This window comes from Enterococcus ureasiticus, from assembly GCF_001730285.1.
In the GTDB taxonomy this organism is placed as follows: domain Bacteria; phylum Bacillota; class Bacilli; order Lactobacillales; family Enterococcaceae; genus Enterococcus_L; species Enterococcus_L ureasiticus.
In genome coordinates, this window is record NZ_MIJZ01000016.1 from 249551 (window position 1) to 274381 (window position 24831).

The 24831-nt window shown below is 36.7% G+C and carries 19 protein-coding genes; 7 read left to right on the forward strand and 12 right to left on the reverse strand.

The window, feature by feature from the left end; genetic code table 11:
* The first annotated feature begins 13 nt into the window (after window positions 1-13).
* Window positions 14-1504 (forward strand): AcpB/EbpR/MafR family transcriptional regulator, encoded by a 1491-nt coding sequence (locus tag BCR21_RS15385; protein ID WP_069647338.1) that lies wholly within the window; start codon window positions 14-16, stop codon window positions 1502-1504.
* 279 nt (window positions 1505-1783) lie between these two features.
* On the opposite strand, the gene pepV is transcribed toward BCR21_RS15385, so the two are convergent.
* Complete coding sequence (gene pepV, locus BCR21_RS15390) at window positions 1784-3199, reverse strand: dipeptidase PepV (protein ID WP_069647339.1); 1416 nt, start codon at window positions 3197-3199, stop codon at window positions 1784-1786.
* Window positions 3200-3351: 152 nt separating this feature from the next.
* On the opposite strand from pepV, the gene BCR21_RS15395 reads away from it, so the two are divergent.
* Window positions 3352-4185 (forward strand): NAD(P)H-hydrate dehydratase, encoded by an 834-nt coding sequence (locus tag BCR21_RS15395; protein ID WP_069647340.1) that lies wholly within the window; start codon window positions 3352-3354, stop codon window positions 4183-4185.
* Here the strand turns inward: BCR21_RS15395 and BCR21_RS15400 are convergent, their stop codons facing one another.
* From BCR21_RS15400 to BCR21_RS15420, 5 genes are all read right to left on the reverse strand, one after another.
* Entirely contained in the window at window positions 4186-4836 is a 651-nt protein-coding gene (locus BCR21_RS15400; RefSeq protein WP_069647341.1) for a TetR/AcrR family transcriptional regulator, read from the reverse strand.
* Window positions 4836-5657, reverse strand: a complete 822-nt coding sequence (locus BCR21_RS15405; protein WP_069647342.1) for an ABC transporter permease subunit — start codon at window positions 5655-5657, stop codon at window positions 4836-4838. Before BCR21_RS15405 ends, BCR21_RS15400 begins: the two co-directional genes overlap by 1 nt.
* Window positions 5654-6541, reverse strand: a complete 888-nt coding sequence (locus tag BCR21_RS15410; protein ID WP_069647343.1) for an ABC transporter ATP-binding protein — start codon at window positions 6539-6541, stop codon at window positions 5654-5656. The genes BCR21_RS15405 and BCR21_RS15410 overlap by 4 nt, the downstream gene beginning before the upstream one ends.
* Window positions 6542-6664: 123 nt before the next feature.
* Window positions 6665-7387: a pseudouridine synthase gene (locus BCR21_RS15415; RefSeq protein WP_069647344.1), complete on the reverse strand. Its 723-nt coding sequence runs from the start codon at window positions 7385-7387 to the stop codon at window positions 6665-6667.
* A gap of 353 nt (window positions 7388-7740) precedes the next feature.
* A complete protein-coding gene (locus BCR21_RS15420; RefSeq protein ID WP_069647345.1) occupies window positions 7741-9390 on the reverse strand; it encodes a putative polysaccharide biosynthesis protein in 1650 nt (549 codons plus the stop codon).
* 462 nt (window positions 9391-9852) lie between these two features.
* Here BCR21_RS15420 and BCR21_RS15425 point away from each other — a divergent pair, with 462 nt between their 5' ends.
* Entirely contained in the window at window positions 9853-11370 is a 1518-nt protein-coding gene (locus BCR21_RS15425; RefSeq protein WP_069647346.1) for a UDP-N-acetylmuramoyl-L-alanyl-D-glutamate--L-lysine ligase, read from the forward strand.
* A gap of 110 nt (window positions 11371-11480) precedes the next feature.
* On the opposite strand, the gene BCR21_RS15430 is transcribed toward BCR21_RS15425, so the two are convergent.
* Window positions 11481-12389 (reverse strand): AEC family transporter, encoded by a 909-nt coding sequence (locus BCR21_RS15430; protein WP_084013362.1) that lies wholly within the window; start codon window positions 12387-12389, stop codon window positions 11481-11483.
* 150 nt (window positions 12390-12539) lie between these two features.
* A complete protein-coding gene (locus BCR21_RS15435) occupies window positions 12540-13739 on the reverse strand; it encodes a multidrug effflux MFS transporter (RefSeq protein ID WP_069647347.1) in 1200 nt (399 codons plus the stop codon).
* A 635-nt stretch (window positions 13740-14374) separates the two neighbouring features.
* Between BCR21_RS15435 and BCR21_RS15440 the strand changes: the two genes are divergently transcribed.
* From BCR21_RS15440 to BCR21_RS15450, 3 genes are all read left to right on the forward strand, one after another.
* Window positions 14375-15382 carry a serine hydrolase domain-containing protein gene (locus BCR21_RS15440; protein WP_069647348.1) on the forward strand — a complete coding sequence of 336 codons (1008 nt, stop codon included), beginning with the start codon at window positions 14375-14377 and terminating at the stop codon, window positions 15380-15382.
* Between the two features lie 106 nt (window positions 15383-15488).
* Window positions 15489-15836, forward strand: a complete 348-nt coding sequence (locus tag BCR21_RS15445; RefSeq protein WP_069647349.1) for a winged helix-turn-helix transcriptional regulator — start codon at window positions 15489-15491, stop codon at window positions 15834-15836.
* Between the two features lie 117 nt (window positions 15837-15953).
* Window positions 15954-16625 carry an NAD(P)H-dependent oxidoreductase gene (locus BCR21_RS15450; RefSeq protein ID WP_069647350.1) on the forward strand — a complete coding sequence of 224 codons (672 nt, stop codon included), beginning with the start codon at window positions 15954-15956 and terminating at the stop codon, window positions 16623-16625.
* A gap of 118 nt (window positions 16626-16743) precedes the next feature.
* Here BCR21_RS15450 and BCR21_RS15455 read toward each other — a convergent pair whose 3' ends face one another.
* Complete coding sequence (locus BCR21_RS15455) at window positions 16744-19209, reverse strand: heavy metal translocating P-type ATPase (RefSeq protein WP_069647351.1); 2466 nt, start codon at window positions 19207-19209, stop codon at window positions 16744-16746.
* 674 nt (window positions 19210-19883) lie between these two features.
* Between BCR21_RS15455 and BCR21_RS15460 the strand changes: the two genes are divergently transcribed.
* Window positions 19884-20465, forward strand: coding sequence for a lytic polysaccharide monooxygenase (locus BCR21_RS15460; RefSeq protein ID WP_240488109.1), 582 nt, complete (start codon window positions 19884-19886; stop codon window positions 20463-20465).
* Between the two features lie 139 nt (window positions 20466-20604).
* Here the strand turns inward: BCR21_RS15460 and BCR21_RS15465 are convergent, their stop codons facing one another.
* The 3 genes from BCR21_RS15465 to BCR21_RS15475 form a co-directional block, all read right to left on the reverse strand.
* Window positions 20605-21618: a LacI family DNA-binding transcriptional regulator gene (locus BCR21_RS15465; RefSeq protein ID WP_069647353.1), complete on the reverse strand. Its 1014-nt coding sequence runs from the start codon at window positions 21616-21618 to the stop codon at window positions 20605-20607.
* Window positions 21619-21742: 124 nt separating this feature from the next.
* Complete coding sequence (gene pgmB, locus BCR21_RS15470) at window positions 21743-22417, reverse strand: beta-phosphoglucomutase (RefSeq protein WP_069647354.1); 675 nt, start codon at window positions 22415-22417, stop codon at window positions 21743-21745.
* Window positions 22410-24749, reverse strand: coding sequence for a glycoside hydrolase family 65 protein (locus BCR21_RS15475; RefSeq protein ID WP_276204499.1), 2340 nt, complete (start codon window positions 24747-24749; stop codon window positions 22410-22412). Before BCR21_RS15475 ends, pgmB begins: the two co-directional genes overlap by 8 nt.
* Between the last annotated feature and the right edge of the window lie 82 nt (window positions 24750-24831).

Consider the following 24831-nt stretch of genomic DNA (forward strand, 5'->3'; position numbering starts at 1 on the left):
AAGGATCCTATAAATGTACCCTACTTTAGAAACACTACTTGACTTTTTATATGAACCAGATACAAAAAAAAAGCTCTCTATTTTAAAGGCTTTAGAGCTTAAAAATGATTGGATGACATTAGAAGAATTACATTCATCTTTGGGATATACCCAAACAACTTTAAAAAAATATTTAAATCAATTTGAAAAAGAATCTGAAGAAAAATATATATTTTCGGTAAAATCAGACAGAAAAAAAGGGTATCTTTTAGAAATTAAAAATATATTCGGATTTGGTCAATATTATCGAGATATTCTTTTTGATATGTGGCCCGTACAGTTTTTAACACAACTGATTTTACATAATAAAGTAAGTAAAGATTTTTTCCCTCTTGAATTTTTCATTAGTGATTCGACGTTAAAGAGTAAAATTAAAGATTTTAAGCAAGTCACGGCATTTTTTAATATTAGTTTAAAAATCAGGAATGGATTCTACTATTTAGAGGGAAATGAAGCCAATATTCGAAGGCTTTCAGAAAATTTCTTTTGGGAATTTTTCAAAGGCAATACATGGCCATTTAAGACGATTAATGAAAAAGCCATCAAAGATAAAACAGAGCGTTTGTTACAAAAAGCAATTAGGCCATTTTCATTGATTGACAAACGAAGAATCCATTATACTTTAGCTATTCAAGAGATACGTACTCAGTGTGGTCAATTTTTTGAAGTAAGTCCAGCCATCACTAATTGTTTCTCTATTTTGAAGCCTTTTATAAAAGATATGCAGCAAATTAAATCACTTTTTCTTAATACAGAAGAATTCTATTATTTCTATTTTTGGTTAGCTACTAAACCAAGATTTTATTCTTATTTTAATAGCGCTATGAGGGATTACGAGCAATTTGATACGAATACTCAGTTGAATATTAAGATTCTTAAATTCATCACCAAAACCTTAGGGTCACTAACCGAGATTGATACTAATATTGTATTTAATTATTTAGTTTCAACACACATGAATCTAATATTGTTTAAAAATTGTCGTGTAATCAATGATACGAAGATGGATTTTTTTAATAAAAAAAATATGCAGCCCTTTATTAACAAGATAATGGACTTGATTGAAGAAGATTTTTCCTTAACGAAAGAGAATAAAGAGTTTTTATCTTATCATTACAGCGTTGTTTTATCCGTCATTTATCCACCCACTACTTTTTCTCGAAAAATTAACATTAGTTTTTGTACAGATTTAGAACCACTAATTGAAAAAAAACTTTTACGCATTTTAACAGATTATTTCTCAAATATCGTGAATGTGGCTTTTTATTCTGGGATTAATGGGATAAATGAACCTATTGATTTGGTCATTCATACAGCTTTAAATCCTAGTGATTTTCTAACCGAGAATATCAAAGACACACTTTACGTAGATACACGTTTTCTCTATAACCGAAACTTATCTCCCTTACTTAGTCTTATCAATCAATATCTGTCTAATGAAATAGTTGATTTTTCTGATTCTTGAACCTTGCTCTTTTGTTTTAGATTTAAAGTACAAAAAAGCACTTACCTCCGCACAAAACCAAGCAGAAAGAATAAGTGCTTTATGTTTAAAAGGATAAAATCAATCAAGTAAAATTTTATTAGACATAGTAAAATTCTTTCAAAAGAATATTAAAATAGGTGCAATAAACTCACAGCTTATGTGAATTATCGCACCTAACTTATCACTATTTCCTATTAAAATATCACACAATAAAATACTTCCTAGTCATTTCTAATCATTTTCTAAAATCAGAAACCCTTACTTCGCCAAACGATAAATCGCATCCGCATAAATTGCTGTTGCACGGAATAAATCATCCAATGCCATAAATTCATTGGCTTGATGCATTGTATCTGTATAACCCGGGAACATTGCGCCGTACGCCACACCACGTTTTAGTAAACGTCCGTAAGTGCCACCACCGATGATTTGTTCATGGCCTTTTTGACCAGTATGATCTTCATAAACTTGTAATAACGTTTCAACCAATGGATCATCTGCTGGCACATAATGCGGTTCTTGGTTGCGTCCACCTTGAACGATTTCTGCACCGATCGCGCCTGCTGTTGCTTTTACGCCAGATTGTAAATCTGCTGCAGTTATGCCTTTAGGGTAACGGAAATTCAAGCTCATAAAGTTGCCTTCTTCAGCATCTTTCTTGAAGACGAATAAACCAGCATTCATTGTCAGTTTACCCATTTTAGCATCTTCAAAGGCTACGCCTAATTTTTCACCATAAAAATCTTCGTGAACAAGTGTTGCTGCAACTTGGATAAATTCTTTCGCTGCACCAGCAAATCCATAGCTGTTTAAGAATAATGCTAAGAATGTCGCTGCATTGATCCCAGATTGCGGGCTAGCACCGTGTGCACCTTTTCCAACAACTTTGATCGTAACCGTTGTGCCATTGGCTTCTAACGTACCAGAAATCGGTTCTTCATCGACAAAAACGCTAAATGCGCCTTGCATTTTTTCAGCAGCTTCGGCAGTTGGAACAGTAATCACAGCTGTCGCTGTACCTGGAACCATGTTTTCACGCAACCCAGCATTAAAGCTTTCTAAACCATATTCGCCTTCGCTTGATCCACCAAAACGAGCATATAAAGAGACATTCCCTTTTTCACCATTGATGATCGGAAATTCTGCATCTGGAGAGAAACCAAAGTCTGGTTTTTCTTCGTGTTTGAAGTAATAATCCATATCGCCCCAGCCGCTTTCTTCGTCACTACCAACGACAAAGCGAACTTTTTTAGATAATGGTAAACCTAAATCTTTGATGATTCTTAATGCATAATAAGCGGCCATACTTGGGCCTTTATCATCACTCGAACCACGGGCAAAGATTTTGCCGTCTTTAATTACTGGCTCATAAGGATCTGTGTCCCAACCGTCCCCAGCAGGTACAACATCCATATGCCCAAAAATTCCTAATGTTTCATCGCCTTCACCATATTCGATATGTCCGGCATAGTTATCCACGTTTTTCACAACAAAACCATCACGTTCGCCATACGCTAACATATGTTTTAAGCCAGCTACAGGACCAGGTCCAAAAGGTGCATCTGGTGTTACTTTAGAGTCATCACGCTCACTGTTGATGCGTAATAAATTTTGTAAATCTTCTAATAGCGCATCTTTACGTGCGTCTACTTCTTTTTGCCAATCAATTGTCATTTTTTAGTCACTCCAATTCATTATTCTACCTTCCCATCATACCACTAACTCGCTTAAAAGAAAAAGGCGGGAACAGTTTTTTTCCGTAATATTTTGCTCTTCATTCGAAACAGATTTATACTGAAGGTAAATCACTAAGGGGGAGGATTCAGATGAAAGAACTATCACAAGAAAATTTGACGACTGTGATCAAGTCTCGTCCACAAAATTCTCACAAAGGAACCTTTGGCCGTTCTGTTTTGATTGGTGGAAATAACATGTATGGCGGAGCGATCATCATGAGCTCGGAAGCTTGTATCAAGGCGGGCAGCGGTCTAGTTTCGGTCGTGACTGCAGAAAAAAATCACACAGCTCTTCACGCTCGTTTACCTGAAGCAATGGTGTTAGATTGGGCGTTCACTCAAGAATTTAGTGATTTAATTGAGACAGCGGATGTTATTTTGATTGGACCTGGTTTAGGTTTAGACACTCATAGTCGGCAAATGTTAGAAAAAGTCTTACAACACCAAAAATCAGAACAGTGGCTCGTGATCGACGGATCAGCCATTACGTTATTTGCCCAAAATCAGTATTCTTTAAACTACCCCAAAAAAGTGGTATTCACACCTCATCAAATGGAGTGGGAACGACTAAGCGGACTTAAAATTATTGATCAAACTGCTGCAAACAACCAAGCTGTACAAAAGCAATTAGATGCAACGATTATTTTAAAAAGCCACCGAACAGAAATTTATACTGCCTCTTCACAGTATAGAAATCCATTAGGAACTCCAGCTATGGCAACTGGTGGAATGGGCGATACACTGGCTGGGATGATCACTGGCTTTCTGGCACAGTTTCAAGAAAAAGAAGCAGCTATTTGCGCTGCTGTTTATCTTCATAGTTTGATTGGAGAAGAGTTGGGAAAAGAAAAATACGTAGTATTACCAACTGAAATCAGTAAAAACTTACCTTATTACATGAAAAAAACAGAGGAAAAACGATAATCATTTTTCCTCTGCTTTATTTTCTAGAAATCCTGTTTGTAAAATCCCCATGTAAATCTCTGCTCGTTCTGCTAGAAACTGCATTTGTTTAACCTCAGTTACTTCTGGATGAGCTTTTAAAAACTGCAAACTTTCCACAGAGACTTGGTTAAAAACACCTAATACTAGCTGAATAACATCTTGCTTTGCAATTTCCTTTTTTATAGGCAACTGTTCGATGATGCCGGTCAAAAGTTGATGCGCGATTTCCATATTTTCATCCATATATTGTGCTAACTTCGCTTGAATTGCTTTAGGCAAGCTATGGTTTTGTGCATACGCCGCAATCAATAAATGAATATAATCAGGATATTCCTGTTCTAATTTCATTTTATACTGCGTCGATACGACAACCACTTCTACCAAGTCCGTATATTGCTTTGTAAATAAATCATTTGATTGTTCAATTAGAAAATCAATCACTCTGCTGACCGTACGCTCATACAATACTTGTTTTTTACCAAAATAATGGAAAATCAAGCCTTTAGACACCCCAGCATCACGTGCTATTTCATCTGTATTTGCTTTTTGGTAGCCATAAGTTGCGAACTGCTTTAATGCCGCTTGTAAAATCCGCTCGTATTTTTGCTGATCGATATTGATTTCTTTCACTAGACTTTCAGATCCTTCCGTTGATAAACCCTATATGTTGCACCTAGGAATAAAGCAATCAGAAGACTCAATAAAATGACATTTCCAGCAGATAATCCCTTATCCAACAAGTTACCTGGAATCCCCATATGTGTAGGAGAAATATTTTTTGCCCAGCTAAATGAGTCATTCAAATCGGAAAAAATTCCAATTAAGTAAAAACCAAAAACAATACCTAACGAAATACTGGTACTTTGTTTGCTGGATTTTAAAAAGGTTGAAACAAAAAAGCCTAGCGTTAGGAAAAATAGCAAAATCAAACTTTCTTGCATAAAGATCTTACTAATTTCTCTAGTGATCGTCGCAACCGAATCAGTCGATTGACGATAGAGTAATGTGGAACCTACAGAAACACCTAGTGAAATCAACCAGAAAACCGCTAAAATAAATAGATTTCCTACAAATTTACTCGTAACGATTCCTTTGCGTGTCACAGGTTGCGCATATAAGAATTCAATTGTGCCATCAGTTTCTTCTTTGATCAGCGCTTGACTCCCAAGCATCATAGCATAAATGGAAGCCGCCAAAAACATATATTGAAAGTAGTAACCGAAGAAACCCGTTGCAACTAAAAAGCTTGTTTGTCCATTTACGCTGATATTGAAAGTTTTTAACAATGACGGAGACAGCCCATCTAGTTTTGCGCCTAGAAGATCCTCCATAGCTGAACTATGCATTTGAGGATAGACTGCACTAAAGCCAAAAATAATAACAGCAAATAAAATAGTCCAAATGATCAACCCTTTTACCAAAGACTTACTTTCGATTTTAGCTGTAATCATTTTCCATCTCCTCCTTCGTACAACGCCATAAACTGATCTTCCAATTCAGGATTTGTGATCGTAAAATCTTGAATTGAAGAATCCGCTAATAACGGTAAGATTTCATGTAGATCGCCCTCATACAATAAACGGGTTTCGTTTCCTTGGTGTTTTAAAATAGCTGCGCCCATTTTTTCAAATATAGATAACGGGATATGATCCCCAATCAATGTAATGACTTTACCTAATGATTTTTCTTTTGTAATATCTTGAACGGTAATAATTTTTCCTTGTCGAATAAACGCTGCTCGGTGCGCATGTTGTTGGACTTCATTTAAATCATGACTGGATAAAAAGATCGTCATGCCCTTTTGATTGTACTTTTCTAACTCTTCAAACAAACGATGCTGCATTAGTGGATCCAACCCATTCGTAGGTTCATCTAAAATCAGTAATTCTGGATTAGGTAAAATTCCTGCAGTGATGGCGATTTTCTTTTTGTTTCCCAAAGACAGATCAGACATTTTTTTCTGAGCATCGATATCGAATAACTCAATAAAATAATCGATTTGCTTTTTACTATCCTTTAGCTGATGAAACTCCGCCACATATTTAAGCACTTCAACCGTTGTCATATTTGGATAAAAGCGGACATCACTTGATACATAACCCGTTCGCTTGCGAATTTCTTTCGCGTCTTTAATACTGTCCAAACCAAGTAAAGTAGCTGTTCCTTGATCTGGGTAAATGAAATTCAACATCGCTTTGATCGTTGTTGATTTTCCAGCTCCATTGGGACCGATAAAACCGTAGATTTCACCTTTTTCTACTGATAGCTCTACTTGATCGATGGCTGGTTGTTTTTTATATAATTTGGTCAATCCTTTAAGTTCAATGGCATGCATTTTATTATTCCTCCTCATTGACTAACTAGTCAATTGAAGTATATCTCTATCTTGAGTGAAGAGCAAAGAAAATGTGATGGAAACCTTGTTTTAAAACAAAACACTCGCTTCCATCACATTCTTTTATTGGTTTATCTTCAATTTTTCAAGCTCTTCTTCAGTCAAAATACGATATTCTCCTAAAGCCAGTTCTTCATCTAGCCATAGACTTCCCATCCGCAATCGTTTCAGATAGACAACTTTTTTGTCAACTGCTTCAAACATGCGCTTGACTTGATGAAATTTACCTTCTTGAATAATCAGGCGAATTTCTGAAATTTCATTTATTTTATCGACTGATTCAATCATTAGCTGACTGGGTTTGACTTGTTCCTTATTTGTTAAAGCAAATCCTGCCGCAAAATGGCGAACATCTTCTTCCGTCACGATTCCTTGGACTTGTGCAAAATATTCTTTATCAACGTGCTTTTTGGGTGATAATAATTGATGGGCAAGCTGACCGTCATTTGTTAACAACAATAACCCCTCTGTATCTTTATCTAAACGACCAACAGGGAATAAATCTTCGCGATAATCTTCATTTTTCAATAAATCGATCACTGTTTGATCCCATTTATCTTCTGTTGCTGAAATCACGCCTTGCGGTTTATGCAGCATATAATAATAATATTTTTGATAGGTCAATTGTTCTCCAAGAAACTTAATAACATCTCGCTTCTCATCGATCTGTGTTTTCCCATCTTTAATAACCTCTTCATTTACAGTTACCAAGCCTTTTTTTAGCAATTGCTTTGATTCTTTGCGACTACCGACTCCAGTTTCTGCAAGAAATTTATCTAAACGCATATGATCCTCCTAAATTTAAAAGCTGAACAGGCTCGCTTTGCCTTGACAGAAAATAGGAAAAATTGAGAGTGGTGCTTTTTGCCACAATCTATTTTTTCTTTTTTCCTGAAACCTTCAATCCTTAGAGCTTTAGCTCTTAGGAATTGTTGAGATCGAAGCGTAGCGTAGTGCCCAACCTGAGAAGCTAGATATGACTAAAAGCTGAACAGGCTCGTTCTGCCTTGACAGAAAAATAGGAAAAATTGAGGGTGGCGCTTTTTGCCGCAATCTATTTTTATCTTTTTTCCGAAAGGCTAGCCTGAAAAGCTAGATATAACAATAGCGGAACATTTCGTCCCGCTACTTGATTTGCTTTATTTTATTTTCAACTTATGACGAATTCTACCCACACCTGCTCCTAGTAATTTATCTGCTAAACGCAATTTAAGTGTGATATAGCCATAAACCGCTCCTCCAAATGATGCTACAAATAAAATGATCACAAAAGATTGGAACTTACGGGTTGGGTCTAAGAATAGGTATAAGAATTGTCTCATGATGATTGCAGCAACCATCATAACTAACGTGATCAAGAAAATCAATAAACCGCGTCGTAATGTCAAACCATAATTAAAATGGCTGACTTTTTTGATTTTTCTCATGATCAGTACACATGATAGTGTAAAACCGATCATCGTCGCAATCAATGGACCATATACTTCAAACAAACGCACACTTGGATATTGAACAATCAATTTCAATGCTAAACCTAAACCAAAGTACTTGATCGCAGCTTTGTTCTCATACATCCCCATCAACATTGTTGACGATAACATGTAAAGTCCCATAAACAAACCTGCAAAACACGCTTGAATCAAGACCGATACACCTAAAGCATCTGGTGCATAAAACATTGTATACAGTGGTTTGGCCAAAACGATCATACCAAATGTCGCCGGCAACATCACAAACATAAATAACTGTAAGTTGTTACTGATTAATTTTGATAAATCTCTATATTTTTTCAAGGTAATGGCTTCAGTGATCAACGGTAATCCCGTAGCTGAGATAGATGTTGCTAAAGCAATCACGACCATTGTCAATTTATCTGGATTTGCATTAAAAATCGCAAATAGTGTTCGTAGCTGACTACCAGAATAAGTCGTAAATGTATTCATAAAATTAGAAAACGTAAATTGATCGACCAATTTAAAGACTGTCACACCTGAACCAACAATAATAAAAGGAAGTGCTTCTTTTAATGTCTCAATCAATAAATCGCGTGTTGACGCTTCATGCTCATTCGCACTATGTTCTGCAAGATAGTCAAACATTGGTTTTTGTTTTTGGAAATAGTAAAACAAAACAATAAGACTTGCCAACATCCCCACAAATGCTGCAAACGTTGATTGTGTTACTGCATCAACATAATTACCATCGATCATCTTCATAATGATAAACGCTGTTAACAACATATAAAAAACACGTGCAACTTGTTCAACGATTTGCGACAAAGCATAAGGCATCATATCCTGATTTCCTTGGAAATAGCCTCGCACTACACTCATACATGGGAAAATCAAAACAGCTAAACTTAACGATCGCATTGTCGGGATCAGTTCTTCTCCCCCACCAGACCATTTTGCCAAAAGTGGCGAGGCCAGATACATAACGATCGCAAAAATGCCCCCTAAAATGGCCATCAATTGAAGAGCTTTATAAAAAAGCTGCCGGCTGATCTTATATTCATTCAATGAATTGTAATAAGAAGTCTGCTTAGCAATAGCGGCAGGAATTCCTGCTGTAGATATTAATAAAAAGAGAGCGTATACGGTATACCCCATTGAAGATAAACTATTCGCTTCATTGGCGTGTTCTCCCATCCATGCATACCATGGGATAATATATACCGCACCCAACAAACGAGAAATTATATTACTAGCTGTCATCCAAGCCGATCCTTTAACCATTTTCTCTTGATTGGTCAAGATCGGTTGATCAGCAGGATTTGGTTGATTTATCATTTAACTCCTCCAACTTTCTTTGAACATGCTTTCTTTATTTTAATTGTTAAATCAAGTATATGCAACGACTTTCTTGAATAAATTAACTTATTTGTATTTTCCTCACAGATTTTGTAAAAAAACAGTCGTTTTCAATTTTAAAATATCTAAAAAGCAAATAAACACTCCGTTTATAACTATTTCTTTTTTATTTATATTCCGAGTAAAAACAACTCAATATCGCTTTAAATCCATATTTATTTTTTGCATTTCACCAAAATATATTTATTATGCGTTTGTTATTTTAAATAGAGCGTTGATAGTAGATTTAGTTCTCCCAAACTTAATATTTTCCCAAGATTTTTCTTCCGCTCCTAGCAAGCGCCTTGAAGTTTTGACGTTTAAATTGTATGATGAATTTCTAAAGTTTTCTATCCCAAAAATCTTACATTCAGATTTTAGATACCGCTTGGAGGCGTAATGATGACTATTTCTTTAGAAAAAATCCGTGAATGTTTACTCAAAGAACATCTTTTAAAAGAATTCATTTCAGCAGAAGGCTGGTCTTTGACTTTACCTACCTCGTTGAATAATAAAACGTTTAACACCGTTTCCTATGACTCCCGTACAGTAAATGCTGATACACTTTTTTTCTGCAAAGGATTGAATTTCAAATCAGAATATTTAGAAAAAGCCGTCAAATCAGGACTTGACGTTTATGTAGCGGAGCAACCGTATGATGTACCTGCAGCATTAGGAATCATTGTAACAGATATCAAAAAAGCAATGGCTGTTTTAAGTATGGCCTTTTATGATTACCCGCAAAATAAATTAAAGCTGATCGGCTTCACCGGCACAAAAGGCAAAACAACTGCAGCTTACTTTACTAAATTTATTTTAGATCAGGCAACCAATAAAAAAACGGCGATGTTGTCTACCATGAATTCTACTTTAGATGGGCAAACTTTTTTCAAATCACATTTAACAACACCTGAATCACTTGATCTTTATCAAATGATGGCAGAAGCGGTTAAAAACAACATGACCCACTTCATCATGGAAGTGTCCTCACAAGCCTATAAAACCAATCGAGTATATGGTTTATTTTTCGATGTAGGGATTTTTCTGAATATCACGCCTGACCATATCAGCCCCATCGAACATCCTACATTCGATGATTATTTTTATTGTAAACGCCAGTTGATCAAACATTCAAAAACGATGATTTTAAATCATGAATCAGATCATTTCCAATTATTGAAAGAAACAGCAGAGCTTCATAAAGTCCCTTATCTCGTTTATGGCGATCAATCATCCACAGATGCAGATTATATCTATCAAACGACCCCTGATGACTCACTTGCCTTTTCTATAAGCACAGAAAACGACACATTAGCCGTTTCTGGTGAGTATCACTTACGTTTAGGCGGTGATTTCAATAAAGGGAATGCGCTAAGTGCTGTTCTTGCTAGTGCTCTGGTTGGTGCTACACGCAAAGATTGTCAGCAAGGGATCAAAGAAACCACTGTTCCTGGTCGAATGGAATTATTAACAAATAAAAATGGCGCAAAAGTCTATGTAGATTATGCACACAATTACGATAGTTTAAAGAATCTTTTAACGTTTGTCAAAGAAGAACATCCTAGTGGTCGCTTACTTGTCGTAATCGGCAGCACTGGAAACAAAGCAATTTCTAGACGAAAAGATTTCGGAACTGTTTTATCTGAACTAGCTGATATTGCTATTTTAACGACAGATGATCCGGCTGATGAAAACCCAGCAGATATCTGCGCTGAGATTGCAGGTCATATCACGACAGATATTCAAATCGAAACCGTACTTGATCGTGGTGAAGCAATCAAAGAGGCCTTGTCTTTGAGCAAACCCGCTGACGCCGTCGTCTTAGCCGGTAAAGGTGCTGACTTATATCAAAAAGTTGGTGGAGAAGATACACCTTATGAGGGTGACTTTTCTATCGCTGAACGTTTAATCCTTGGATAAAAAAGAAAAAGCGCAAACCAAAACGAATAATTCGCTTTGGTTTGCGCTTTAAATTTGAATAAATAGCGAAAAAAAGTGAAACACTTTTATCTCTGCTTTTTTTCCTATTTTCAACCCATCAACATCATTATCAGCGTCATCAATACCAAACTAATCAAAATGCTTGCTGAAGACGTAAACCCAACTGTTTCTTCCGGCATTCCAGCTTTGACACTATTGATCACTGAAAATGTCGGCATCGGCGCGACACTCAGCACAACTAAAACGATTCTCAACAATGGAGACAATGGAATTACAAAAGCAAATAACAACGCAAACGCTGCCCCACATAGATAACGCCAAGCCAGAACTTCTTTCACTAAATGTAAGGCTTTTTTAGGTAATCTCAATTCAAAGTATAATCCAATCATAAACATCGATAAAAACCCATTTGCTTTGGCGATCATTTCTAGGATCCCTAACACTTCTACAGGCAGTCCAACTTGACAGATCCTCAGTAACAACATCACCATATAGGCTGTAAAAGGCGCTGATTTAAACAAAGACAAAACAATTCTCTTAAGTGTTGTCTCTTCTTTAGCTCCCACTACTTTATCAATCAACAAGGTACTTCCCCCTGTCAACATTACACTATTTCCAATATCAAACATCAAGAGAAATGGCACCGCTAAAGGATAAAAACCTTGAATAAACGGTAAACTAAAATTACCGATATTATATCCTGACATCGAATACATTTGAAATTTCTGTTCTAGAATGGGACGCTTTTTACTCACTCGCCCACCAATCAAAATCACCAAAATATTCAAAAGGATACCCATTAACAACAAGAAAAACAACGTTCCCGAAACAACGATACTGGCTAAACTAACGATAACCGTTGCGGGCAACGTTATATTTACAATAATAACGGATAACATTCCACCATCCGCTTTACTCAATAAACCGATTCGCTTCATTAGATAACCCAAAAATATGACAAAACAAAACCCAATTGCTTGTACTAAAATTTCTTTCAACCAGCTCGCTCCTCACTTATCTACTTCTATCACTAACATAAAGTATAGCAAAAAAATTCTATTCCTCATCGATTTTAACAAAAAAACATCCACGCAAACTTTCTTACGCAGATGTTTTTTCATTTTCATAACTTTAAAATAGCGTTACTATCACTTTTTATTTCCAGGCAATAGATATTTTCTTGTTAAAAATAACATCAAGCTACCGATAACTAGAAAATACAATGGCATTATAAGCAAAGTTCCGTTGTGAAGTTTACTCATTCCAAACGTGAATAAACTAACCAGCAGATAATAACCTAAACTAAAGATAGCTCCAGCGGTTCCAATCACATCTTGAAAATCACTTAATGCTAAACTAAGGCAATTAGGTAAAGCCGTTCCTGTACCAGTCAGCAAAATGAAAATCCCTATCAACATCAACCAAAACTGAATCATTTCCGGTAGAACAGTTGCCGCACTGGCGAAAAACAGAAAAACCGCTCCAAACAACATACATCTGATGCCAATCAGAATGATTTTCTCCGGCTGATAAATCGGCAATAACCGTTTGGACAATAAAGAACCTAGAATTGAAGCCCCAGCCACACCAATGCCTAAAAATCCATACATCGCGGTTGATAAATGAAATTGTTCAATAAAGATAAATGGCGCTTCTGCATAGTAACTGAACAACACACCATTGATCGCCCCTATCAAAAATCCATAGGTCAAGACTTTTGGGTTCATTAACAGACGTTTAACGATAGGTAACAATTTTACTGGTACTCGCTTACTTACTTCAAACGTTTCCGGCAAACGCAAAAACGCATAACAAAAAATCAACACACTCATGAATACTAATACAAGAAAAACCGCCCTAAACCCCCAATACTGATCAACAATACCGCCAATCAGTGGACCAATTGCCGGGGTAAAGGCAAGAGCTGCAGAAATTTGCGCAAATAATGCATGACGCTGATTCCCAGAATAACTTTCACGCAATATCGTTTGAGTGACAACCGATCCTGTACTAGCACCAAAAGCTTGAACAAATCGAGCTAGCAGCAATACTTCGATCGTCTCTGAACGAAAACAAAGAAAGCTGCCAATTCCATAAAACAACAAGCCATAAAGCATAGCCTTACGCCGTCCAATAAAATCAGACAACCAGCCCCAAAAGAACACACCTAGCGCAAAGGCTAGAAAATAAATACTCAACGTTAACTGAACCATTGCCATCGACGCTTGAAAATCATGGGCAATATCTGGCAGTGACGGAGTAAAAATCGTTTCACTGATCTGTGGAAACCCAACTAAAACAATCAGTAATAATAACGATGGTATACGAGTTTCGATGCTTTTTTTCAAGAAAATTCCTCCTAAATTAAAAGCGGAATGGGCTCGTCCAGCTCTGACTGAAAAATAGGAAAAATTGACTGAGGTGCTTTTTGCCTCATTCAATTTTTATCTTTTTTCCGAAGAGCTAGCCCATGCAGCTAGATAACATTAAAAGCGAAGCGGGTTCGTTCGGTCTCGACTGGAAAATAGGAAAATCTATTTGTGATGCTTTTTATCACAGGTAGATTCTATCTTTTTTCCGAAGTCTTCAATCCTTAGAGCCTTATCTCTTAGGAATTGTCGAGATCGAAGCAGAGCAGAGCACAGCACTATCCCACTTCCCCAGTTCATTAAATTAAAGGGTTGAAAAAAAACATCTATCTCCGGGAAGCGGCGGGAGCATAATCAATATTAATTTATAGGTATTCATCTGCTGATCACTTCCTTTTCATTTATTTATATGGTCATTTCCCATCTTCCTCATGGTAGCACAAATCCTATTCTGTTTTCAATTCCAAGCGCAACCTAACTCAAGCTGTTAACTTCCTTCTCAAGTCAAAATATTTCTAAAAGTAAAAAAATAAAACATCTTTCAGCCAATTAATGATAAACTTATCCTAAATACATAACAAGCAAATAAACATTCTGATAAAGGAGCTTCGCTCATGAACTTGAAACAATCTATCCCAGCAGACTTCAGTGGTTTTGTTAATATTACATCAAATGATGAATCATTATTATTCGAGGCTTTCGGATATCGAGATCTTCCTAATAAAATAAAAAATACTGTTGATACGATTTTCGGTACAGCATCCGGCGGTAAAACCTTCATTGCAGTCGCCATCATGAAGCTGATCGAAGAAAAGAAAATCGGGATCGATCAACCGATCGACCAAATTCTCTCAAAGAAAATGCCTAATATCGATCCTAATGTCACGGTACATCAGCTACTAAATCATACCTCTGGGATCGGGGATTATTTTGATGAAGAAGAACTTACTGACTATGCTGAATTATGGGAAGATTTCCCTAATTATAAAATACGCAAAAATAGCGATCTTTTGCCACTGTTTATTGATAAAAAAATGATGGATCTTCCTGGGAAAAAATTTCAATATAACAATACAGGATACGTTCTTTTAGCGGCAATCATCGAAGAAGTTACACGCCAAGATTTTGATGGTTATTTGAAGCACGCCATTTTTGACCCAGCTGGCATGACTTCGACTGGTTACTTCGCTTTAGATCGACTGCCCGCTAATGTTGCTAATGCTTATATTTACGATAAAGAATCAAAGGAATATTACAGCAACATTTACAGTATAGACGTCAAAGGTACTGGTGCTGGCGGTTGTTTTACTACTTTAAAAGATCTTGAACGTTTTTGGCAAACATTGTTTAGCGGAAAAATCATTTCTACACATGCGGTAAATTTAATGCAAACGATGCAAGCTTCTGATTATTACGGCTATGGCTTTTGGATCGCTCAAAACAATGAACAACCTTTTCCTTATATGCAAGGGCAAGATCCCGGTATTTCGTTTATCTCTTCTTATGATCGATCCTTAAATCGCACGATTACTATTATGAGCAATTTAGGGCAAAATGTTTGGGCGATGCATAAAGAGCTTTCTGCTTGTTTGGCTAAAAAGGATGATTCCTCAAAGGATTGAATCTATTGCAAGACAATGTACATCATATAAAAATATTGATTATGCTATTATAATACATAATCTATCACTGACAGTTTCAACAAAATAAAGACTAGGGGGTAATTCAATGGCAAAACGAAAAATTCATAATTGTTTAGATGGCTGTTCGGTAGAATCAACTTTACAGCTAATTTCAGGTAAATGGAAAAGCGTGTTTTTGTACCATTTGATCTTTGAAGGTGCTTATCGTTACAGTGAATTACAACGTTTTGTACCTGGAATTACCAAAAGAATGTTGTCTTTACAATTAAAGGATTTAGAAACGGATGGACTAATCAGTCGGATAGTCTTACAGGAAAAGCCTATAGCTGTAAGCTATTCAGTAACTGATTACGGAAGAACACTGGCCCCTGTCATTGAATCGATGTATGATTGGGGCAATTCATTTAATTTGCATCAATTAAATACACAATAATCATTTAAATAGTGGTATAAAAAATTACCCCGATTTACACTGATCATTTCTTCCTTTACACTAAAGCCACTTGTTGCTTAGTGCAATAAACTATTAGGTAAAGGCAGGAAGAATGACATGAATAGAACGAAGGAAGACAAACGAAAAGAAATTTTAACAGCTTTTGAACACCGCCATGCTACAAAAGCTTTTGATTCAACTAAAAAAATTCCAACAGAAGATTGGGAAATCATTTTAGAAGCTGCACGTCTATCTCCAAGCTCATTTGGATACGAGCCTTGGTCGTTTTTACTAATAGAAAATACTCAGGTAAAAGAAGACTTGAAGGAATTTTCTTGGGGCGCCGTCAACAGTTTAAATGGGACCAGTCATTTTGTCATCGCTTTGGCACGTAAAAATGTTACAGCCGAAAGCTCACACGTAAAACATATGGTAGAGGATGTATTTGGCCTCCCCTTTTCGCCAGACGCTCCACAAACTCAAATGTTCAAACAATTTCAGGTAAAAGATTTTGACTTAAATAGTGAACGATCATTGTTCGATTGGGCTTCTAAACAAACGTATATCGCATTAGCTAATATGATGACAACGGCAGCCTTGTTGGAAATTGATAGTTGTCCGATTGAAGGATTTAATCGCACTGAGGTAGAAACGTATTTGAGTAAAAAAGTACTTTTAGATACTACTAAATTCGGTGTTTCTTATATGCTTGGATTAGGTTATCGTACAAAAGAAATACCACTGAAAAAACGCCAAACTACTGATGAAATTCTGACAGTTGTCGAATAAAAAAATCATCTCTACAACTTTACTTGAACAGCAAAAAAATCGACTACTCACCTTAGAAACAGTATTTTTTACTGCTCACTAAGAAATTAGTCGATTTTTTTATCTTAAGTTTATCTATTTATTTTTTCAACACTGAAGGCTTAAACCCTTTCAATCTCAACGCATTCAACAATACAGACACTGAACTAAAACTCATCGCAGCTCCTGCAATCATTGGATTCAATAACGGCCCACCGAATAGATACAAGACTCCCATCGCAACTGGAATTCCTAACGTGTTATAAGCGAATGCCCAGAATAAGTTTTCTTTGATATTCTTAATTGTTGCCTTACTCAACTCTACGGCTGTCGGTACATCCATCAAATCACTGCGCATCAATACGATATCCGCTGATTCCATGGCAACATCTGTCCCAGAACCAATCGCGATCCCGATATCTGCTTGAGCTAACGCTGGTGCATCATTGATCCCATCACCGACCATGGCAACTTTCTTACCTTCTTTTTGAAGTTTCATTACCTCGTTTGCTTTATCTTCTGGTAAGACCTCACTTAAGACACGATCGATTCCTACTTGTTTTGCAATTGCTTGGGCTGTTCTTTTGTTGTCACCTGTGATCATGGCAACTTCAATACCCATTTGATGTAATTTTTTGATTGCTGGAATACTGTTTGGCTTGATTGTATCCGCAACTGCGATAATTCCGGCAATGCTGCCATCTTTTGCAATATACATCGGTGTTTTTCCTTGCTCTGCTAATTGATCTGACGTAGTGCCTAAATTGCCTAAAGAAATGTTGCGGTCATCCATCAATTTTTTATTTCCTAGTAATAAACGACTCCCTTCAATCGTTACTTCGATTCCATGACCTGGAATTGCTGAAAATGCCTCTGTTGTAGCAAATGTCAGATTTTTTTCTTCAGCGCCATTGACAATTGCTTCACCAAGCGGATGCTCTGAGCCTTTTTCAGCGGACGCCGCTAAACGTAATAACTCATCTTGCGCCAGATCATTTGCGGTAACAATATCCGTAACTTTGGGTTTTCCTTCTGTGATGGTTCCTGTTTTATCAAAAACGATCGTTTGAATTTTATGTGTCGTTTCAAGTGCATCACCGCTTTTGATCAACACACCATTTTCAGCGCCTTTTCCTGTTCCAACCATAATGGCTGTCGGTGTTGCTAAACCTAAAGCACAGGGACATGCAATGACTAAAACGGAGATAGTGATCGTTAAAGCAAAGACCCAAGATTCTTGACCTAAAAAGTACCAAGCGAGACCAGCTAAAACAGCTAAAACCATTACGATCGGTACAAAGACACCGGAAATTTTATCCGCCATTTTTGCGATCGGTGCTTTTGAGCCTTGGGCATCTTCTACAAGTTTAATGATTTGAGATAATGCCGTATCTTTACCAACTTTGGTTGCTTTAAAGCGGAAACTACCGTTTTTGTTGATACTTGCGCCGATCACGTTATCACCAATTTTTTTCTCAACTGGCATACTTTCACCTGTTAGCATTGACTCATCGATTGCAGATGCCCCCTCGATCACCACACCATCTACTGGAATTTTTTCACCAGGACGAACGACAACAATATCTTCTAATTGAACGCTATCAACTGGAATTTCCATTTCTTGACCATTACGGAAAACACGGGCATTTTTTGGCGCTAAGCCCATCAATTTTTTGATTGCTTCTGATGTTTTTCCTTTTGAAACAGCTTCAAAATATTTACCTAATGTAATTAAGGTTAAGATCACACCTGCTGACTCATAGTAGAGCACCATTGTAAAGTGTGGTTCACCTGCAAAAATCATTATTGTTCCATATAAACTGTAGGCAACAGCCGCACTCGTTCCTAGAGCAACTAACGAATCCATATTGGGGTGACCCTTGAATAACGCTTTAAAACCAACTGTAAAGAAGCTTCTACCTAAATACAATACTGGAATCGTTAAAACCAATTGAACCATCGCAAATGTTTCAGGATGCACCATTGGATCTAAGAATGCGGGTAAAGGTAAGCCAATCATATGCCCCATTGCGACGTATAATAACGGAACAGTAAATACTGCTGACAACCAAAATCGTTGCCACATTTCCTTGATATGCTTTTGTTTCTTCTCACGGTCTTTATCCACGGTATCTGCTGAATCGACTTGTTCGATTGCCTCATAGCCTGCATCTGAAACTGTTTTGGTAATATCAGAAACGTTTATTACCGATGGATCAAAATCAACGACCATTTTTTCTGTTGCCAAATTGACCGAGGCTTTTGATACACCTGCTAACTTATTTGTTGCTTTTTCGATTGTTTGCGCACATGATGCACACGTCATACCTTCTATATCAAATGTTTTTTGTTGGACATTGCTTAACGCTTCATACCCTGCATCTGATACGGCTTTTTGAATATCACTTTCTGATAACTTACTTTCATCGTATTCAACATTTAGCTTTTCTGTTGCTAGGTTGACAGTGGCTTTTGACACGCCGGTTAGTTTTGCGGTGGCTTTTTCTACTGTTTGCGCACAAGATGCACAGGTCATGCCTTCTATATCGAATGTTTTTGCTTGCATTTTTTTCCAGCTCCTTTGTTTATTGGTTTCTATTTTTATGTTTATAAACACAACGACTATAATTGTAGTCGAATCATTTCTTCTTTATATTAAAATAGAACAAGCTAATTGTCAACATAAAGATCTGACCGATTATATTTAGGTGTATGTAAAAAATAGTTTTAAAAACTATTTTCAGAGGAAATCAAATATTTTTTTCATTCCTTTTAAATTTCCAAATAAACATTTTTCTATTTTTTTGTAATATTTTTTGATAATCCTGCTTATCCCTCTCCTTTACTCATCGTTTTCTTTTTATTATATAATAAAAATATATATAATTACTCACCAATAAAAGACTTATATTTTTCTTTTTGTCAATCAAATTCGTTACTAAGAATTTTGAATCAAACTTATTAACAACAGCTTAAAACGTTACTATATATTTAATTAACATAAAGTATTAAAATAAATAAACCAACTTTTCTGATAATATTTTTTAATTATCATTTGTGTTATTTTATCCTAAACACACTTCATGGATTAAATAACACACATAATGATTCATAGACCTACATAACAGTGTTATTATCAACTTGTAAATAATTATTTTACCAATTTGTAGAGGAGAGAATATTTTGAAAAAGAAATCTTTAACGTTATGTTTATTAGCTTTAAGTGTTACTGGATTAACTATGTTTAGCGGAGGCAACGAGGCATCTGCTCACGGTTATGTAAACCAACCAGCAAGCCGAGTGGTCAACGCAAAAGCAAATGGGTTTGGTTGGGGACCTGGAGAAATTTCATCACATCCTGAAATCATCTCAACACCACAAGGAGTTGAAGCTCCTACTGCTGATTTAGACTCTGGTAAATTAAATGGTAAATTAGCTTCTGCTGGTTTAGACGTTTACTCACCATTAAATGTGCAAACTTCAAGTAGATGGGTTAAAAATCCAATGAGTACTGGAGAAAACAATTTCAACTGGCACCACACTGCTGTTCATAAAACGAACAGATACAGATACTATATGACAAAACAAGGTTGGAACCAAAATGAACCATTGACTTTGAAAAACATGGATCTTATTAAAGTGATCGGTCAACCAATTGGCGAAGACTTCCCTAAAGGAGAAGGTTTTACTCCAGCTGTAGATGAAACTCAACAAGTAAATATCCCAACTGACAGAAGTGGATATCATGTAGTTTATGCGGTTTGGGATATTAATGATACGATTAATTCATTCTATCAAGCGATTGATGTGGATGTTAAATAATTTCTTTAATAATAAAAATGATTTAGCTTAAATTATGTTGCAGCCAGGGACAAACGTCTCTGGTTTTTTCGATTTTACCGAAAAAAAACAGACAGACTTCGATAATTAAATCAAATCCTGCCTATTTTCTATTCACAATTTATTCCTTCAAAGAAAGAACAGTTTCCCTCTTAATTAACTGATGCGGAATCACCATCCGAACGCCTGTCGCTTCTTTTTCCTGCAGAGACTCAATCAGTTTTTGCATCCCCATTCTACCCAATTCCGCAATATCGATATCAATACTCGTAAGATAAGGATGGACTAACGTCGCATAAATCGAATTATTAAAACTGATCACCGAAAAATCATCTGGCACCCGATAGCCATACATTTGTGCTAATTGGATCATTCGCATCGCAAAGATATCATCGATCACGACAGCCGCTGTTGCTTTCGTTGCTTTTAAAAGCTCTTCAAATGCTACATAATCTTCTGGGTTTTCCATATCAACAGAAGGAAGCACCGTTAAATCCGCTAACATCATTGCTTTTTGATAGCCAAAATAACGCTCATAATAAACATTTTCATGTGTTGTATTTGTGATAAATAAAATATTTTTGTGACCATTTTCAATCAAATAATCTGTTGCATGTTTTCCTAGCAGCTGATTATCATTATCCACATAAATAACTTTATCCTCATTTGTATAAGGTTGACCGATCAATGAGAAGGGAACTTGATTTTCGAATAAGTAATCGATGACAGGATCCTCTTTATCTGAATACAGCAGGATAAATCCATCAACTTGTTTTTGTCGGTGCATTAGTTGCACGTTTTCTAGCAAAGTCGCAAATGATTGTGCCGTAGCAATCGCTGTTGTCATGCTATGTTTGCGCGCTTCATCATTGATTGACTCAATAATCTCTAAATAAAACGGATTCCCCATCCGCTCGCGAGAATCTAGCGGCGGCAAGATTACACCAACAGCTCCTGAAGAACGTTTCCCAAGATTTCGGGCAGCAATGTTGGGTACATACCCCATTTCTTCCATTACTTTATAAACTTTTTTCTTCGTAGCGTCCGAAATACTGGAATGATCGTTGATCACTCTGGAAACAGTAGAAGTCGCAACTCCAGCCTTTTTAGCAACATCTTTCACTGTAATCGTCATCTTTCCCACTCCTTTCACGGTTTATTATAAATCTGTCAAAAAATCATTCTATCGTAGAAAATAATACCATAGATTGATGCCTTGTTGCTATCGTCATTTTGATTCGAGGAAAATAACCTTTAAATCAAACTTTATTTCTTGCTGTTTGCCATGAAGAAGTTAAAAAATCGGCTGTTAATTCTTCCGTTGAAGAAACTAAAACGATATCTGTCCCAAGATCTTCGGGACGTCCGACACCAATTGGGAATGCACCACTTGCTAAAATCGCTTGAATACCAGCCTTAGCATCCTCGATCCCAATACAATCTACAGCTGTCAAACCAATTTTTTCAGCTGCTAATTGGAAAATTTCTGGATCTGGTTTCCCTTTTGCGACATCCGCTGGATCAGCAATACCATCAAAATAGGGAAGCAAAGACATCTTTTCAAGTAGAAATGGTCCATTTTTACTAGCAGAAGCCAACGAAATTTTGATTCCTTGTTTTTTTAAACGCTTTAACAAATCTAAAATACCTGGATACACATCAGCTGTACTGACTTCTTGAATCATCTCTACATAATACTCATTTTTCCGTTGTGCCAGTTCAGCAAACTGCTCTGAGTCGAAATCTTGTGTACGATCTCCGTGAGCCAATAATAATTTCAACGAATCTTCACGGCTAACCCCTTTTAATTCTTCATTGAATGCACGATCGATCGTAATCCCGATTTCTTTTCCTAAACGCTGCCACGCCTGATAATGATACTCCGCCGTATCGGTTAACACACCATCTAAATCAAATAAAATACCTTTAAACATGTTCATTCACCTTTTCCATCGCACACACTAATTCATCTACCAAAACCATTTTGTTTCCGTATAAGGTAAGAGGTAACTCCGATCCTGACACAAGCTGTATACGAACATTCTCTTTATCCACTGTTACATACAACAAACGACCTCGGTAATTTACATGAAATGCATAACTTGTCCACGTACTAGGCAAAAACGGCGCAAAGCTTAATTTTTCATCAGCCGTCTTCATTTGAGCAAACCCTTGAACGATCGCAAGCCAGCTACCAGTCATAGACGTGATATGCAGACCATCTTCTGTATCGTTATTGTAGTTATCTAAATCTAAACGTGCTGTCCGTTGATACATTTCTACCGCTTTTTCTTCCATCCCAAGTTCAGCCGCCAAAATCGCATGGACACTTGGTGATAAAGAAGATTCATGAACCGTCATCGGCTCATAAAATAAGAAATTCCGCTCTTTCTCTGCTCGTGAAAAACGTTCGCCAAAGAAATAAATCCCTTGTAACACATCCGCTTGTTTAATGAAGCAAGAGCGTAAAATGCGGTCCCAAGACCAATGTTGATTCAATGGCAAATCAGCTGGCGTTAAAGCGGTTCTTGGCATCAAATCTTTGTCTAAAAAAGTATCATGCTGAACAAAAACACCTAACTCTTCATCGAATGGATAATACATATTTTCAATGATTTCTTGCCAATGCGCTTGTTCTTCTTTCGTAATCTCGACAGGTGTTTCCTCTTGATATTTACGATAATTATCTAGGGTATATTGCAGCACCCACGTAGCAATCGTATTCGTATACCAGTTATTGTTGATATTATTTTCATACTCATTTGGTCCCGTGACACCATGGATCATATATTTTTGAGCTCGCTTAGAAAAATGAACTCGATCTGCCCAAAAACGTGCGATTTCAGTTAAGACTTGTAAGCCTTCATTTTTCAAATAGTCATTATCACCTGTGTAATTCACATAATTGTAGATGGCGTAGGCTATCGCACCATTCCGATGAATTTCTTCAAATGTGATTTCCCACTCATTATGGCACTCAATACCGGTAAACGTAACCATCGGATATAAAGCACCGGCTAGTCCTTGTTGACGGGCATTATGTTTTGCTTGTTCCAATTGGTTGTAGCGATATTTCAATAGATTTTTTGTCACTTCTGGTTTGGCCAATGCTAGATACAGAGGAACAGCGTATGCTTCTGTATCCCAATAAGTGGCACCGCCATATTTTTCACCCGTAAAACCTTTAGGTCCGATATTCAAGCGTTCATCTTCACCATAATACGTGGTAAATAATTGGAATAAATTAAAGCGAATTCCTTGTTGCGCCGCATCATCCCCTTCGATCACGACATCGGCAAGTGCCCAACGAGCAGCCCAGGCTTCGTTTTGTTCTTTTAATAATTCATCAAACGTCTTAGTATTCTCTTTCAATAATTGAACAGATTTTTCTTGTTGTTCTGTCTCTGGAACATCGCGGCTTGTCAAAATAATTACTTGCTTTTCTAGTGACATGATCTCGTTCGATTGTAGCGTTGCTTGAAATGCTTGCTGTACTTTTAGCGGTTCTGTTTCAGCGATACCTGCTTTAGCATCGGTCACATGTTTCATTGCTGCCGTTACACTAAACTGTTCGATCCCGAATGGGTTGGGAATTGTGCGCGTCGTTAAAAAACCGATTGCTTCTTCAAAGCCTGATTGCTGTGCTTCCCAGAACATTTCATCATAATTACTATCTTCATTGCGCACATCGCCATCTATTTTTGAGACGATTTCAATATCGGCTATCCCTTTAAGAACTTCTGCTGTTACACGAATCACAGCTAGTTCTTGTTGCACAATACTCAAGAAACGTTCAAAACGGAATTTAACACTTGTCTCTCCTTGTTCAAATGTGAATGTCCGTGTCAGTAAACCATTGCGCATATCTAATTCTAAATAAAAGTCTTTCGGATCTTGAACACCTAAATCAAGTGCTTCCCCATTCACAAATATATCCATTGCAATAAAATCAACCGCATTGATGACTTTCCCGAAATACTCTGGATAACCATTTTTCCACCAGCCGACTCTTGTCTTATCCGGATACCAAACACCTGCTAAATAAGTTCCTTGATGATGATCTCCCGTATACTGTTCTTCAAAATTACCTCTCATCCCCATATAACCGTTTCCCATTGAAGTCAACGATTCTTGCAAACGACGTTCATTCCGTTCTAACTGATGTGTAGCAATCTTCCACGGGTCTATTTCAAATAAGTGATTCATTCTCTCTCCTCCTGTAAATGGTTCGCTTCTTAACATCATAATAAACGCAACCGATTGCATTGTCAAACATTTATTGATTAGGAAGTGCTTATTGTTTGAAAAACCTTCAACTATAATGATACTATCGTTTTATATTTAATAA

Bases quoted from the DNA above. Each gene is read 5' to 3' on its own strand.
- BCR21_RS15405 (WP_069647342.1), bottom strand. From the start codon at position 5,657: ATGATTACAGCTAAAATCGAAAGTAAGTCTTTGGTAAAAGGGTTGATC.
- BCR21_RS15420 (WP_069647345.1), bottom strand. From the start codon at position 9,390: ATGATAAATCAACCAAATCCTGCTGATCAACCGATCTTGACCAATCAA.
- BCR21_RS15475 (WP_276204499.1), bottom strand. From the start codon at position 24,749: ATGCAATCGGTTGCGTTTATTATGATGTTAAGAAGCGAACCATTTACA.
- BCR21_RS15425 (WP_069647346.1), top strand. From the start codon at position 9,853: ATGACTATTTCTTTAGAAAAAATCCGTGAATGTTTACTCAAAGAACAT.
- BCR21_RS15450 (WP_069647350.1), top strand. From the start codon at position 15,954: ATGAATAGAACGAAGGAAGACAAACGAAAAGAAATTTTAACAGCTTTT.
- BCR21_RS15385 (WP_069647338.1), top strand. From the start codon at position 14: ATGTACCCTACTTTAGAAACACTACTTGACTTTTTATATGAACCAGAT.
- BCR21_RS15410 (WP_069647343.1), bottom strand. From the start codon at position 6,541: ATGCATGCCATTGAACTTAAAGGATTGACCAAATTATATAAAAAACAA.
- pgmB (WP_069647354.1), bottom strand. From the start codon at position 22,417: ATGTTTAAAGGTATTTTATTTGATTTAGATGGTGTGTTAACCGATACG.
- BCR21_RS15445 (WP_069647349.1), top strand. From the start codon at position 15,489: ATGGCAAAACGAAAAATTCATAATTGTTTAGATGGCTGTTCGGTAGAA.
- BCR21_RS15455 (WP_069647351.1), bottom strand. From the start codon at position 19,209: ATGCAAGCAAAAACATTCGATATAGAAGGCATGACCTGTGCATCTTGT.
- BCR21_RS15440 (WP_069647348.1), top strand. From the start codon at position 14,375: ATGAACTTGAAACAATCTATCCCAGCAGACTTCAGTGGTTTTGTTAAT.
- BCR21_RS15460 (WP_240488109.1), top strand. From the start codon at position 19,884: ATGTTTAGCGGAGGCAACGAGGCATCTGCTCACGGTTATGTAAACCAA.
- BCR21_RS15395 (WP_069647340.1), top strand. From the start codon at position 3,352: ATGAAAGAACTATCACAAGAAAATTTGACGACTGTGATCAAGTCTCGT.
- BCR21_RS15465 (WP_069647353.1), bottom strand. From the start codon at position 21,618: ATGACGATTACAGTGAAAGATGTTGCTAAAAAGGCTGGAGTTGCGACT.
- BCR21_RS15415 (WP_069647344.1), bottom strand. From the start codon at position 7,387: ATGCGTTTAGATAAATTTCTTGCAGAAACTGGAGTCGGTAGTCGCAAA.
- pepV (WP_069647339.1), bottom strand. From the start codon at position 3,199: ATGACAATTGATTGGCAAAAAGAAGTAGACGCACGTAAAGATGCGCTA.